This window comes from Sphingobium sp., assembly GCF_049304695.1.
Classification (GTDB): domain Bacteria; phylum Pseudomonadota; class Alphaproteobacteria; order Sphingomonadales; family Sphingomonadaceae; genus Sphingobium.
Genome location: NZ_JBAQOK010000060.1, coordinates 1 through 11,945 on the forward strand (window position 1 = coordinate 1; position 11,945 = coordinate 11,945).

General features: G+C 61.0%; 12 protein-coding genes and 2 pseudogenes. 6 read left to right on the forward strand and 8 right to left on the reverse strand.

Annotated features, from left to right (window positions below; translation table 11 throughout):
- Positions 1-134 precede the first annotated feature (134 nt).
- Positions 135-266, forward strand: a pseudogene (locus WA070_RS09685) (glycosidase); the annotation flags it as partial.
- A 396-nt stretch (positions 267-662) separates the two neighbouring features.
- Here WA070_RS09685 and WA070_RS09690 read toward each other — a convergent pair.
- From WA070_RS09690 to WA070_RS09700, 3 genes are all read right to left on the reverse strand, one after another.
- Positions 663-1,481, reverse strand: a complete 819-nt coding sequence (locus tag WA070_RS09690) for a Crp/Fnr family transcriptional regulator (protein WP_230190488.1) — start codon at positions 1,479-1,481, stop codon at positions 663-665.
- 119 nt (positions 1,482-1,600) lie between these two features.
- Positions 1,601-3,253 (reverse strand): response regulator, encoded by a 1,653-nt coding sequence (locus WA070_RS09695; RefSeq protein ID WP_230190487.1) that lies wholly within the window; start codon positions 3,251-3,253, stop codon positions 1,601-1,603.
- 175 nt (positions 3,254-3,428) lie between these two features.
- A complete protein-coding gene (locus WA070_RS09700; RefSeq protein WP_230190486.1) occupies positions 3,429-4,010 on the reverse strand; it encodes a PRC-barrel domain containing protein in 582 nt (193 codons plus the stop codon).
- Positions 4,011-4,289: 279 nt separating this feature from the next.
- Between WA070_RS09700 and WA070_RS09705 the strand changes: the two genes are divergently transcribed.
- On the forward strand, positions 4,290-4,865 hold the full coding sequence (locus WA070_RS09705; RefSeq protein ID WP_230190485.1) for a recombinase family protein: 576 nt from the start codon (positions 4,290-4,292) through the stop codon (positions 4,863-4,865).
- 160 nt (positions 4,866-5,025) lie between these two features.
- On the opposite strand, the gene WA070_RS09710 is transcribed toward WA070_RS09705, so the two are convergent.
- The 3 genes from WA070_RS09710 to WA070_RS09720 all read right to left on the reverse strand — a co-directional run bounded on the left by WA070_RS09710 (position 5,026) and on the right by WA070_RS09720 (position 6,309).
- A complete protein-coding gene (locus WA070_RS09710) occupies positions 5,026-5,478 on the reverse strand; it encodes a hypothetical protein (RefSeq protein ID WP_422633781.1) in 453 nt (150 codons plus the stop codon).
- 137 nt (positions 5,479-5,615) lie between these two features.
- A complete protein-coding gene (locus tag WA070_RS09715) occupies positions 5,616-5,945 on the reverse strand; it encodes a helix-turn-helix domain-containing protein (protein WP_230190483.1) in 330 nt (109 codons plus the stop codon).
- Positions 5,929-6,309, reverse strand: coding sequence for a type II toxin-antitoxin system RelE/ParE family toxin (locus tag WA070_RS09720; protein WP_230190482.1), 381 nt, complete (start codon positions 6,307-6,309; stop codon positions 5,929-5,931). Before WA070_RS09720 ends, WA070_RS09715 begins: the two co-directional genes overlap by 17 nt.
- Before the next feature lie 494 nt (positions 6,310-6,803).
- On the opposite strand from WA070_RS09720, the pseudogene WA070_RS09725 reads away from it, so the two are divergent.
- The 4 genes and pseudogenes from WA070_RS09725 to WA070_RS09740 all read left to right on the forward strand — a co-directional run.
- A pseudogene (locus WA070_RS09725) lies at positions 6,804-6,917 on the forward strand (transcription elongation protein SprT); the annotation flags it as partial.
- 74 nt (positions 6,918-6,991) lie between these two features.
- Positions 6,992-7,645: a ParA family protein gene (locus WA070_RS09730; RefSeq protein ID WP_230190481.1), complete on the forward strand. Its 654-nt coding sequence runs from the start codon at positions 6,992-6,994 to the stop codon at positions 7,643-7,645.
- On the forward strand, positions 7,645-7,977 hold the full coding sequence (locus WA070_RS09735; protein WP_230190480.1) for a hypothetical protein: 333 nt from the start codon (positions 7,645-7,647) through the stop codon (positions 7,975-7,977). The genes WA070_RS09730 and WA070_RS09735 overlap by 1 nt, the downstream gene beginning before the upstream one ends.
- Positions 7,974-8,927, forward strand: a complete 954-nt coding sequence (locus tag WA070_RS09740; RefSeq protein ID WP_230190479.1) for a replication initiator protein A — start codon at positions 7,974-7,976, stop codon at positions 8,925-8,927. The genes WA070_RS09735 and WA070_RS09740 overlap by 4 nt, the downstream gene beginning before the upstream one ends.
- Before the next feature lie 648 nt (positions 8,928-9,575).
- Here the strand turns inward: WA070_RS09740 and WA070_RS09745 are convergent.
- Together WA070_RS09745 and WA070_RS09750 are read right to left on the reverse strand one after the other, a co-directional pair.
- Positions 9,576-10,958 carry a type IV secretory system conjugative DNA transfer family protein gene (locus WA070_RS09745; protein WP_422633782.1) on the reverse strand — a complete coding sequence of 461 codons (1,383 nt, stop codon included), beginning with the start codon at positions 10,956-10,958 and terminating at the stop codon, positions 9,576-9,578.
- A 519-nt stretch (positions 10,959-11,477) separates the two neighbouring features.
- Positions 11,478-11,780: a hypothetical protein gene (locus WA070_RS09750; RefSeq protein WP_234002715.1), complete on the reverse strand. Its 303-nt coding sequence runs from the start codon at positions 11,778-11,780 to the stop codon at positions 11,478-11,480.
- Between the last annotated feature and the right edge of the window lie 165 nt (positions 11,781-11,945).

The window sequence follows — 11,945 nt, forward strand, 5'->3', positions numbered from 1 at the left end:
TTCTGGAGGGCAAATCAATCAGCTCCGTCGCCAGGACCTTCAATGTTCACCCGGCCACTATCTATCGCTGCATTGAGCCAAACGGCTCCTTATGACACTTTTCTGTTCCGCTCAGCCGCACGACCCAGCATCAGATGTACGTGCGTGACGTGGTATTCACCACCGGAATCGCGGAGCATGGTGACGTTTACGTCGTAGCATCGGGCGAGGCGGACCTGGCGTGCAGGATCACCCACATCCCGAAGCATGTGTTTGCCGCTTGTTAAGATAGACTGCTGCTGACGTTAGCGAGGATCGATAGACGGCAATCCGCGGTACTAACCGTTGGCCAGATGCGGCCGTCGTGTCTGTTGCGAAACAGATGGCGCTAATGTCGATACCGAAGCGTGATCGTCCCGTGTGGGAGATGTATTGCGGGCCTGTCCATTACCGCTGATATGGTGGGCGTAACGTTCCGCCATCTCCAAATGCGCTGCCTTTGCGCATGGATCTGTTGCAGCCGCAGCAAGATCGCGCTCTTGCTGTTCCCGTTGCGTATAATATGCTCGCGTATTTTGCTCCGTCATACCACCTCCTACGTTCGGTGCTGGGTCACCCGCACGCCAAGACGCTCTACGCAAACATATCAAACTCATTGAGAAAATCGAGTCTGTTAGGCGAAGCTAGAGCCCGATCGGTCGTAAGAATCCGACCTCAGCGTTTGATCTTCGAGTGTGGCTGCTCATTTCGCGCGACGCCGACGCGCGCCCATTAATCGCGGAAGTGCTATGATTTCGATCACTTCCGGTCGCTGTAGCGTTGTAACCCGATGCTTTCGCGAGGCGATCGAAGTCCGGCAATCTCAGACATCGTTCCTTTAGGTCAAGTAGACCATCTCCCCGCAGGCGTTGTATAATGCGGTTTACGTGCACGGACGTGAGACCAACAAAATCCGCGATATCGGCTTGGATCGGCGGAAAATCCAGGAAATCGCCTTTCATCAACCCCACGGTATTTGCCCGTGTCCACAGATCGCACAGCATGTAACCAAGGCGCTGCCGAGCATCCTGCCGACCCATGTTAGTGATCGACGCGCGTAACCGGGACTCATCGGCAAATTGTGACGCTTGGACAGCTTTTGCGATGTTCGAATGCTCGCCGAGAATATGCTCCACCTCTTCCCGTTTGATGTGTGCAGCCGTCACCGGAGACAAGGCAGCGATGCTGTGGTCCATTGGTGCTTCTGAAAACATGTTGAGGTGACAAAAGTCACCGGGCAGCAGAAATGCGGTGATTTGTCTGCTGCCGTTTTTCAAGACGACATATCTAATGGCCCAGCCCGACAGAATGGCCAACGCAAACTCCGGCTTGCTACCAATCCTAATAACGTCGTCATGCGGGGAATGGGATTGCACACCGTGCGCGAGCTTTCTTAGTGCCGCAGTGTCGTCAGCACTCAACGCTCTAAATCGGTGCAGTTTCTGCGTGATTGCATCGATCATCGAAGTCACCTCCGAGGCCAATAACTTAAATCAATGGCGCTAGTTCCGGACAGGCAACGACTTTGAGCATGGGTTGGAAACAGCCAAGTAAGGGAGACCCGGCACCGCTGGCTGACGCATCAGCCAACATGCGCGTCAAGCGCCTTACGTATTTTTCTGGCCAGCTGATCGAGCGTGAACGGTTTGGACAGGAGTTCAACCCCCGGGTCGACCACGCCATTGTGGACGATGGCGTTGGAGGTATAGCCCGTAGTGTAAACAACCCGGGTTGGTCCGTGCCGAGTGATGACTTCCTCGGCTAGTTGGCGGCCGCTCATTCCCGGCATCACTACGTCAGTAAATAAAAGAGCAATGCCGGATTGTTGCTCCAGCAACTTGAGCGCCTGCTCGCCGGACGCTGCATGACGCACCGTGTAACCCAGTTCCCGCAATGAGTTCACCGAAGCCTCTCGGACACCAGCTTCATCCTCAACTACCAATATGATCTCGGTAGGCGAGCCCAATGGCATGACAAGCTCAGCAGTATTCGTTTCAGTCGATGAAGCCCGTCCCTCCGCGTGGACCCGTTTCATATAAATCTTGATCGTCGTGCCCTGACCGATTTCAGTGTAAATCTTTACGTGTCCGCCCGATTGTTTAACGAACCCATGAATCTGGCTGAGACCAAGGCCTGTTCCCTCGCCCAAGGCTTTTGTCGTGAAAAACGGATCGAACGCGCGTTCCACGACGTCGGCGGGCATCCCGCTGCCCGAATCCGATACGGCAACAACGACATATTGCCCCGCTACGACGTCCGCATGCTTTCGTGCATAGGCATCGTCGAGATGCGCATTCATCGTTTCCACGGTCAACTGCCCGCCCTGCGGCATGGCATCGCGAGCGTTCACAGCAAGGTTGAGAATTGCATTCTCAAGCTGACCCGGATCGACATTGGTTCGCCACAGCCCACCGGCGAGTACAAACTCAAGCTTGATCGTCTCACCAAGGGATCGTCGCAGCAAATCTTCCATACCCCGTACAAGTGCGTTGATGTCGCTCACAACCGGACTGAGGGCTTGCTGCCGTGAAAACGCCAGAAGCCTGTGGGTCAAAGCGGCCCCGCGCGTTGCGCCATCAACGGCGTTATCAATGAATTTTAGAATGTCCGTATCACCTTGCGCTAAGCGCCGCTTGGCGATGTCCAGACTGCCGATGACGATCGCCAGCATATTGTTGAAGTCATGCGCGATACCACCCGTCAGTTGGCCGATCGCCTCCATCTTTTGCGCCTGTCTCGCCTGTGCCTCCGCCGCTTGGCGTGCGGCCGCCTCTTGCACCAACTCAGCGTTTGCCTTGGAAAGTTCCGCCGTGCGTTCCGCGACGCGCTCCTCAAGCTCTTGGTTGAGCGCCATGAGCGCCTGCCGCGTAGCGGTTAATTGTGTGAGTGCTTTGGTAAGTGCAAAAACCAGCAAGATCACCACGACGTTCGCGACGATGAAGAACGATAGGCCCACCACTGCCGATGTGCTTTGCGGAAAGATGCTGCCACCTGAATCGATCGCAAGGCTGCTCGCCAGCACGGCAGACAGCAGCATCGCTAAAACCGCTGCGCCCGGCGTGCCAACCGAGGCAGTAATCACGATGGCCAGGAAAAATGTAATGAAGGGGTAACCGATCAAAAGGTTGCCCAAGGCTATTCTTACCAGATAGCCTAATGTTGGCGTAATCACCGCCAAGGCATAACCGACCCAAATCCGGGATCGCACATTTTGGACAAAAGACCAAAACTTCACAATGGTTTTCCCGACTTGATCCGGTTTAACCCCACTATGCTAGCAAAATTCCGCATTTTGCCAATATCAGCCGTGAGCCCGATTGCTAAGAGGATGTTCCGCGTGCACCTCGTCTGCGTCCCTACTTCCCCCGCTCAACAAAAGCGGTCTCTGCGACTGACATACGGACTTTCCCTTATAGCATACGCTCATCAAGCGCAGCGGGCCAATCGTCATGCGCCAGCACGGGCAGCTGGCTGAGTTCCGCTGCATCGAGGTGACACACAATGCCGTCACTGAAGCGAAGCTGGCTGGGATGGAGCGCGTGCAGTCGCTCACCGACCCCGCCAAGGCCACCCTCGCTGACCACGACGTAGGCCAGTTCGGTGCTGTCACACCGCATCATCCCGTCAATTACCGTCCCGATCGCCGCGCCGTCTCGGCCGGTGAGCGTCCCGCCGATCAGCGATCCCATACCGAATAAGTTCGGAACCTTCGCCGCTGCGCTGTGTGCCTCGGCCGCCTGGCTTCCATCTTCATGCCGCGCCTGGCGGCCCAGCCAACGCCAGATACCGACTGCATTCACCAGCGTGAGGAAGCCGTTCGTCAGCAACAGATTGGTCTGCCCGGTGCCGATCGCCACCGTCGACCAGGCAACCGACCCGACCGTAAATACCACGAAGCCCCAGCCGGTGACCCGGCTTCCGAGATTTGCGGCGGTCATGAGCGCCGCGATTATGGTCGCTATGGGCGCGATCCAGCCCGCGATTTCCTGCATGTGGTTCCGGTGTTCAAAGGGGCAATGATACCCGCCATTCCCGGAACGCGCGTCAAGCATTCTAGATGCATTTTGTCCGTCATCGACCGGGCTGGCGCGGCCCAGTTAATAAACGCCCAGCATTGCCGCTCCCACACTCTCCTGCAAACGGTCGATTGCGGGAGGGCAGCGCCGATCGCGACCGAGGTCGCTGAAACGGCCCTCTCGGCCTCTTGAAACTGTCCCTTGTTTCTATCTCCGAAATCCGACTAGGTAGCGTCGAGTTTTCGGAGAATACTTTTGCTCGTCGGCTATGCGCGTGTGTCCACCAGGGACCAGTCCCCTGCCCTACAGCTTAATGCGCTTCGCGAAGCCGGGTGCGAGAAGGTGTTCACCGAGAAGGCATCGGGCGCGCAGCGCGATCGGCCGGAGTTGCGGGCGGCGCTCGATTATCTCCGCGCCGGCGATACGCTGGCGGTGTGGAAGCTCGACCGGCTCGCGCGCTCCGTTCGGCAACTCGTGGAGACGGCCGAAGATCTCGCTAAGCGCGAGATCGGCCTTCGTGTGCTCACCCAGGCGATCGACACCACCAGCCCCGGCGGGCGGCTTGTCTTCCACGTCTTCGCTGCCGTCGCCGAGTTCGAGCGCGAGCTGACGTTGGAGCGCACCCACGCCGGGCTTGCCCAGGCGCGGGCCTTAGGGCGTCGCGGTGGGCGAAAGCCGGCAATGGGACCGGCCGAGATTAAGCGCGCCAAGGCAATGCTCGCCGATCCGACCATCACCGTCGAGGAGGTAGCCAAGCAACTCGGCGTGCAGCCGTCGACGCTCTATCGACATATTCCGGGCGGGCGCAGCTCGTTGAACGAGCCGGCCTAGATGAAGAAACGATCACAATATGCGGCTTTGCCCTATCGCGTGGCCTGCCCGATCGCCTGTGTGGCTTGGTGGAGGGCCGCCCCGATCGGAGCGGTCGCGTCGTTTGTCCCACCCACCCAACCCTGAGGCCTGGCCTCCGGCCCGGCGAAGAAGATGGCGGTCAGGCGAACAGGTCGCCGATCGCGCGTACCCGGAAGGCGTTGCGCCACCGGCGCCGGCGATGTTCTTCCGCATCGTGGACCATGTGGCAGCGCTGGCAGAGCGCGGCGAGATTGCGCGGTCTGTTGTCGCCGGGATCGTGGTTGAGGTGGGCGCTGGCCAGGACCACGCGCGTGACCCGCAATGAGGCGGGCGGGTCGATGCCGGTGAGTCCTGGTTGCGCCCATGCCAGCTCGTCCGGCGTCGGCAGGCGGCGAAGCCCCCTGCCCTGCCCGTCACGCCAGATTGCCGCGTCCTCGTCCCACCAGATGCCATCGCCAAGGTGGCGCACGTCGCGTCCGTGCGGACGGCGGCAATGCTCGCAACGCCCCTTGGCGCGACGGAACCGGATGAGGTTCGACAGCTCGCGCCAGTCGATCGGGTAGAGCCAGCGATGTTCGCGCGCGATCGGCATGACGATTCTATGAGTCATCGCCGAAGAGAACGAAAGCAGAAAACCGCTGTGATTCAGATTTATCATCACAGCTAAGCGACTAAGCGATTATGCGAATAAGCTATGCAGTTTCTTTGAACTGGATATTGAGGCTTCGATTACATCAGCGCCTCAATGCCTTTGCGGCGAATGACGTTCAATAGAGCGAGTGCCGGTCCCTTTGCTTCTTTGGTGCCCCGTTCGAGCTGCGAAACATACCCCGTCGTCAGGTTCAGATATTTGGCGAGCGCGGCCTGGCTCAGATGCGCGCCTTCCCGCACGCCACGGATTTCTTCGGGCGTGATCGGCGCAGCCGTGGGAGGCGCGTCCGGCCCCAGGTGGCGGACTGTAATCTTCCGATAGGTGTCATCACCCATCAGTCCGGCGCTGTGCATGTCGTCCGCCGTTTCGAGCAGCGCCGTGGTCAGCCTGCTAAGCTTCTTCACCATTCTCAATCTCCTGTAGGTTGCCGATGCTCACGGCTTCATCGAGGGCGGCGTCATCGTTCGCCAAGAATGTGGCGGCGATGTCCCGCAAGGTCTGCAATTCGTCGCCGTCGATGTTCTCCCGCTCGCTTTTGGCAAAACCGTAGAGGAAGAACGCTCGATCCTCCGTTCGATAAGCCACGATCATGCGAAACCCGCCCGATCGCCCCTGCCCTGGTCGCGCGACACGCTGCTTGATGATGCCACCGCCCAGATCGGCATCGATAAGCCCCCGCTCGGCTCGCTCGATTGCCTCCTTCAAACCCGCGTCGCTGATTCGCTCACGTCGGACGAAACGTGCGACCCACTTGGTTTTAAAAATCCGCACGGCATCTTCCTGTAAGACTATGGACTATAGCACAAGGTCGCATATTTGCAAGCCGGTTGAACGATGGTGCGCCTGCCGCTGCGCGGCACCGTGGCTCTACTCACTTTGCTCCCCAAGCCCGCACACGACGGTCTTGCCTACCGGTGATGATCCACATGGCGGGGCCGAAACTGCTGACGCGGATCTCGGCTAAGTCCTGCCGGCGCGGACGCGCCGGGGTGGGGGAAAGGGAGCGCCGCCCCCTCTCCCCTGCAACGGCAATCAGCCAGGCCGAGGCTCGCTGTGCTGCGCCCGCACCGCCCCGGCAGATTCCCACTGCCCCCCTCTCCCCCGCTGTTCGCCAGGAGGCAGGGCCGATGGCGAAAGGCCATCTCCCCAAGGCGATTTTGAGGAGATGAGACGATGGAGCAGGACAATCGCGAGAGCTGGTTGAACCCGGTGGCTATCGGCATGGCCCGGCTGTTCGACGCGCTGGACACCCCTCTATACGGTGGAGGACCGCGCGCAGATGGCTGGAAACAGCGGGCGCACCCTTATGCCCGATCGAGCGGCATGGTCCGATGCGCCACTATTCGATCGGCGACGATGAGGAGGCGGAGAACAGCTAAGCGACTAAAGGACTTTACGACTAAGCGGCTAAGCGGCATAAGTCGCTTAGCCGCTTAGTAGGGAGCAGCAGCTAATGCAGGTATGGGCCGTCATCGCGCAGAAGGGTGGGCAATCCAAAACCACTCTCTCAACCGGATTCGCCGTCGAGGCGGCGCGGGAAGGGGCGTCCGTCGTCATTCTCGATGCCGACGATCGGCAGGGGTCGGCGCTCTATTGGTCCGAGCGCCGCGACGATGACGACATAATGGTGAAGGACAGCAGCGTCGCCGGCCTGCCGCTCCACGTCTCGCGCGGACGCGGTAGCGGCAAGATCGACCTTATCATCATCGACACGCCCGCGAACTCCAAGGACATTGCCATGCTCGCGGCCGAGCAGGCCGATTTCGTCATCATCCCCGTCGCGCCCCGAGGGCTGGACGTTCATTCGGTGTTGCAGACCGTCAAGCAGGTGCAGCAGGCCGGCACCCCGTTCGCCGTCATCTTGACCCAGGTTCCGCACCAGGGCGGGGAGGGGCAGGAGGCTCATGCCGGGTTCGCAGCCAAGGGCGTGACGATGTTCGACAGCCGCCTTCACTTCCGTAAGGACTTCTACAAGGCGACGCCGCTAGGGCGAACCGCAGCCGAAACGGAACCGGATAGCAAGGCAGCGGCCGAGTTGCGCGCCGCCTATGTTGAGGCTAAGCGACTAAGCGGCTTTACGACTAAGCCAGTAAGCGAGGCAGCATAATGGCGAAGAAGCCTTCCGCGCTCGCTGGCATCTTTGATGACGGACCCGAGGAGATGGCAACGCCTCCCGTTCCCGACGCGGCCCCCGAGCCGCAGCAGGCGGCAGCGCCGCGCCGATCGCGGCGTTCGGCCGACGTGCCGGCACCGACAGCATCGGCCCGGCGTAGCAGCCATCCCGGCAAAAAGCCGGTGCTGATCCATATTCCCGAGGACATGCACCGCGCGCTTCGACAGCTTAGCGTAGAGGAGGGCGGTGAGCCGCTTACCGTCGTCACCGAACGCCTGCTTCGCCAGTATCTCGTCAAGCGGGGCCATGCGAGGTTCGCTCCGTGAGCAAGCGCCGCGATCCTAGCCCCGAATTCGACCTTTTCATCCCGGCACTGGGCGACCTTCCGCTCCGCGACCAGAGAGAGGTCATGGAGCGGCCATTTTTCTCGCTCCAGAAGCGCAAGCGTTTGAAGCCGATCGAGTATCGCAGCCCGGACGGCGAAGCCTGGGTGCGCGTGCAGGCAATTCCCGACTACGGCATGGCGACGATATGGGACGCCGATATTCTGATATGGGCGGCGTCCACGCTCAATCGCATGAAGCAGCAGGGCTTGAACGACATACCCCGCACGCTGACAACGACCCCCTACGATTTGCTACGCGCGATTAAGCGCAGCACCGGGGGCAGGGACTATCAGGAGCTGCAAGCGGCGCTGCTCCGGCTTCAGACCACTTCCATCACCACCTCGATCCGCGCATCGGCACGTCGGCAGAAGGCCGGCTTCAATTGGCTCGATAGCTGGACCTTCGACACCGACGCCGAGACCGAGCAGCCGCGGGGCATGACGTTGACCCTCTCGGATTGGGTTTACGAAGGGATCGTCAACGAAAAGTCGTTGCTCACCATGCATCCCGACTATTTCCTGCTTTCCGGTGGGCTGGAGCGGGCGTTGTATCGTATCGCACGCAAGCACGCGGGCACGCAACGCGGTGGGTGGACGTGCCGGGTGGAACTGCTCCGCGACAAGACCGGCAGCGACGCCCAGCCCAAGGAGTTCAACCGGATGCTTCGGCGGGTGATCGAGGCCGACCAGCTTCCCGACTATACGATTGAAACGACCGCGACGACCGACAAAAGCCCCGCCGTGCTGTTCAGGCTCCGTGGCGAAGCAGAGGCGCTGGCGCTGGCCGAAAAGATGCGCGCCGAGGAGGAGCGCCGAGCCCGCATTGACGCCGATCGCCGGCACGCCGACGAGGTGGACGCCCGGATGGACCGGCTCGCAGGCCGTCGCTGACTATCGGGGTTTCACACACCGCAACCCCGAACTATCGGGGTTTCACACACCGGGCTACCATCTCAGCAGACCCCCTCTTGGCCCAGGCCAATGCCGTGCGGCGTTCGCGCTGTGGATAACTGCCACGGAAGGCCCCTCAAGAGGTCGTCAGAGTCGGGGTTTCACCCACCTTCGCTTCGGGGGATCACACACCGCACTATCGGGGGATCACACACCGAATCACGGGGTTTCACCCACCGGCGAAGCCGCTAACCCACTGGAATAAAAAAGGGAATCAGGCTCTTTTAGGCACTTAACCTTCTTAAAGAATCCTATTTAACAGAATCCTTTAACGTCGCAGCACGCTCAACGCCGGCGAAAGAAGGTCAAAAAGAAGGTCAAATGGAATCGGCCTATGGCCGATGCGCCTTCGTTTCGTGCCGCCTGCGGCGTCACAAGGGCGGCGCAAGCGCCGCTGGCTAGGCGGAAAGAAGATGAGGAGTAAAGGGGCGGGATTACCCGCCAGGCCCGCCCGGGGGTGCGGTGAGGGCAGGAGAGGGGCTTTCAACGTGTCAGAGGGTGCCGATGACGGGGAACGTCACCAGCGGGGCTTAAATCGACCGTGCCGCTTCCACCCTTATTGTCACCATTCGTGCTTTCCGCGATCGTTCACGCCGGATCGAACCGTCCAGCGAACTCGCGATCGGCGAAGTAGCGCAGCTTAGCGGCGACGATCGGGCGCTGCCCGGCGAGGAACAGGAGCTGGCGATCGGGACGGAGTGTGCGGACTTCATCGGGGGTGAGCAGGGCGCGGCCGACATGCTGCTGTCCATAGGAGAGGCCGCTTTCCTCCGCGTCGATCGCGCGGCTCATGGTCTCGAACACGACGGTTTCCTGCCCCGCCAGATCGGAGACCAGCTTGGCACTGTCCTGATCGTTGACCCCGAACACCTGGAGGACGCCCGCGTTCGATAGGAATGTGCTGGCGCGCTGCCCATAGAGCGCGCGGAGCTGGTGAACGTCCTGGAGGATCGGCCAGAGCTGGACGCCGTAGCCCGCCATCAGCCCCATCGCGCGTTCGACCGGTTCGAGACGGCCGAGCGCGGCGAACTCGTCAAGCAGGAACAGCACCGGCCAGGGCGGGCGACCCGGCGCGCGCGCCAGCTCGGTCAGGGCTTGCGCCACCATCAGCCGCAGCCAGCGGGCATAGCTGGCGAGCCGATCGGGCGGCAGCACGAGGAACACCGTCGCCGGCGCATCCTTCAATCCCGCGAACGTGAAATCCGAGCGACCCAGCACCGTCGCCATGCGCGGGGAGTCGAGAAAGTGGGTATGACGCTGCGCGGCCGACAGCACGCCGGCCGCTTCGCGGTCGGATTTTCCGAGCTGGCGATTGGCGGCGCGCGCGACCAGGCCACCTTGCGCCTGCATCGCGGCGAGCTGCGCCGCCAATGCGGTCGGGGCGAGCGTCAGCCGATCGCGCAGCGTGTCCAGGGTGCGGGTGGCAAGGGGTTCGGTGGTGACGATGTGGAGCAGAATACCAGCGATCAGCGCCTTGGCTTCCTCGTTCCAATGCGCGTCGCCGGCTTCGCCGGGCGCGTCGTGGACCAGCGCGTCGGCAAGCGTCATGCAGTCGTCGGCGAGATCGAGGCCGTGGGGGTCGATGCGATCGAGCGGATTGAATGCGGCCGAGGCGAGGCCGGTGACGCCGAACGGATCGAGGACATGGACCGCGCCGAACTTGCCGCGCTGTCGCGCGGCGATCCGGGCGTTCTCGCCTTTGGGGTCGATGCAGACGACCGCGAACGGATATTCCAGCAGATTGGGGATGATCGTGCCGACGCCCTTTCCGGTGCGGGTGGGCGCGATCGTCAGCAGATGGGCGGGACCGGCATAGCGCATCGGCTTACCGGTTTTCACGTCGCGGCCGATCAGCAGGCCGTGATCGTCGTTGAGCGCCTGTGCTTCCCCGGCGCTGGCGAAGCGGGCCGAGCCGTGCGTATCAGCGCGATCGTCATAATCGAACCGGCGAAGCAGCGGCAAGACCAACATCCAGGCCGTCACCAGCACCACGGCACCGCTGATCGGGGGTTGAGTAGCAACGGAACAGAAAACCTACATAAGGCAGCACGCCTCAAGGCCGCGGGCCATTCCGGAATGGCAAAAAGTGGTGGTTAGCGGACGTTCATCGCCGGGCAGCAGCGCAGCAGCCCTAAGGACGTGGCAGGCTCCGCTTGCGATGAGAAAAGGCAGACCAAACCGCAACCGGAGCGGTCAAAATTGGGTGATAGAGAAAGATCATCACCAAAACCCAAAGTGGCAGCGACGGGCCATTAGGCCCCGGCGCATCGGGCAATGAGAGAAATGGCAGGCCGTTGAAAGCGGTAAAAAACCATTGGAAGGGAAGTCCGGTCACGAGCCATGCCGCGAACTGCCACAAATACCATCGCGGGATTTTCATTTGCGCTTGTCGTCCATGATCCGGAAGCTATCCGCTAGATGGTGCTTCAAACGATCTTTGTCCGCAATGGGGCGAGTCCGGACTCGTCGCTGATCGGCGATTGTGGGTGGTTAGCTGCCAGACTGCCTCGCGCCAGCGAAGTCAAACTCCCGCATCGTCTTCTCGACTTCTCCGATGCCCAGTCGCTTGTAGAAACACGTCCGCTGCGTCGAGGTCGATTGCCGGTCGATGTAGTAAGCCCATTCTCCCGAACCGACCGGGCTCGCAGGAACATCAATGCGGTGAACCACCAGAGAGCAGGCCTTGGCCGTCTCCTTCACCTCATCCCAGCTAGGCTGCCGCATCGGCTGTGCTGAGACGGATGCGTCTGTCATCACGTAACCGAACGAAGCGATGATGATCAGCCAGCGCATGTCGACGATGCTACAGTCTGCACAGAATGTCCGCAAAGGGGGCGGAAGCGGCCGTCTGGTTTTTCCAATAAACCCCGGTTTGATGCGAAGCGGGCCGGCGATTACGATCGGACCGCTGGATGACCCTCAATCTCACATCTACCCATCCAGAAACCTATAGCCGGT